The sequence below is a fragment of the Nocardioides sp. genome, assembly GCF_031397825.1.
Classification (GTDB): Bacteria; Actinomycetota; Actinomycetes; order Propionibacteriales; family Nocardioidaceae; genus Nocardioides.
This window is the reverse complement of the sequence record NZ_JANNML010000058.1, coordinates 1-1,586: the sequence shown is the minus strand read 5'-3', so window position 1 is coordinate 1,586 and position 1,586 is coordinate 1. Positions and strand designations below refer to the sequence as shown.

2 protein-coding genes are annotated in these 1,586 nt (G+C 70.9%); both read left to right on the top strand.

What is annotated here, in order from left to right; translation table 11 throughout:
* Window positions 1–585, top strand: a 585-nt coding sequence (locus RMN98_RS04635) for an ATP phosphoribosyltransferase regulatory subunit (protein ID WP_309647630.1), incomplete at its 5' end; no start/stop codon positions are given.
* A partial coding sequence (aspS, locus tag RMN98_RS04630; RefSeq protein WP_309647629.1) for an aspartate--tRNA ligase occupies window positions 582–1,586 on the top strand: 1,005 nt, incomplete at its 3' end. The genes RMN98_RS04635 and aspS, both read left to right, overlap by 4 nt.

Sequence of the window (1,586 nt, the reverse complement as noted above, 5' to 3'; positions counted from 1 at the left end):
GTGGCCGGCGACCGCGTCGACGTGGAGGCCAACCTGCGCATCGCCCGCGGCCTCGACTACTACACCGGCACCGTCGTGGAGATCTTCATGGCGGGCTACGAGCGGCTCAAGTCGGTCGGCGGGGGAGGGCGCTACGACGCGCTCGCCAGCGACGGTCGTACGACCTATCCCGGCGTCGGGGTGTCCTTCGGCGTCTCCCGCACGCTGATCCCCCTCATCGCCGACGGCGTGCTGTCCGGCAGCCGGCCCGTGCCGAGCGTGGTGCTCGTCGCGCTCAACACCGAGGACGACCGCGACGCGAGTGCGGCGGTCGCGACGTCCCTGCGCGCCCGGGACATCGCGTGCGAGACCGCCCCTGCACCCGCCAAGTTCGGGAAGCAGATCCGCTTCGCCGAGCGGCGGGGGATCCCCTTCGTCTGGTTCGTCCAGTCCGACGGCACGCACCAGGTGAAGGACATCCGATCCGGCGACCAGGTCGAGGCGGACCCGTCCACCTGGGCGCCACCCGAGGCCGACCTGCGGCCCAGCATCATCAGCACCGTCGTCACCGCCCCAGACACCATCGACTCCAAGGAGAACCAGTGATCCGCACCCATGACGCCGGCGCCCTGACGCTGCCTGCGCACGTCGGCCAGACCGTGACCCTCGCCGGGTGGGTGGCGCGGCGTCGCGATCACGGCGGGGTGGCATTCATCGACCTGCGCGACTCCTCGGGTGTCGTCCAGGTCGTGATTCGTGACCCGGAGGTGGCGCACCCGCTCCGCAGTGAGTTCTGCCTGAAGGTCATCGGTGAGGTCGTGGAGCGGAGCGAGGGCAACGTCAACCCGCAGCTCCCGACCGGGCACTACGAGGTGGTGGCGTCCGACATCGAGGTGCTCTCGACCTCCGACCCGCTGCCGTTCCCGATCGACGACGCGTCCGGCCACAAGGGCGGCGAGGTCGGCGAGGAGGCCCGCCTCAAGCACCGCTACCTCGACCTGCGCCGCTCCGGCCCCAACGCCGCCCTGCGGCTGCGCAGCAGGATCAACAAGGCGGCCCGCGACGTGCTCGACGAGCGCGACTTCGTCGAGATCGAGACGCCGACCCTCACCCGGTCGACGCCCGAGGGCGCCCGTGACTTCCTGGTGCCGGCCCGCCTCGCGCCGGGCAGCTGGTACGCCCTGCCGCAGAGCCCGCAGCTGTTCAAGCAGCTGCTGATGGTCGGCGGCATGGAGCGCTACTACCAGATCGCGCGCTGCTACCGCGACGAGGACTTCCGCGCCGACCGCCAGCCCGAGTTCACCCAGCTCGACATCGAGATGAGCTTCGTGGACCAGGAGGACGTCATCACGCTCATGGAGGACGTCCTCGAGGCCATGTGGGCGCAGGCCGGCCACACCATCGAGCGCCCGCTGCCGCGGATGACGTACGCCGACGCGATGGCGCGCTTCGGCTCCGACAAGCCCGACCTCCGGATGGGCCTCGAGCTCGTCGAGTGCACGGAGTACTTCGCCGACACCACCTTCCGGGTCTTCCAGGCCGACTACGTCGGCGCCGTGGTGATGCCCGGTGGCGGCAGCCAGCCGCGACGCCAGTTCGACGCGTGG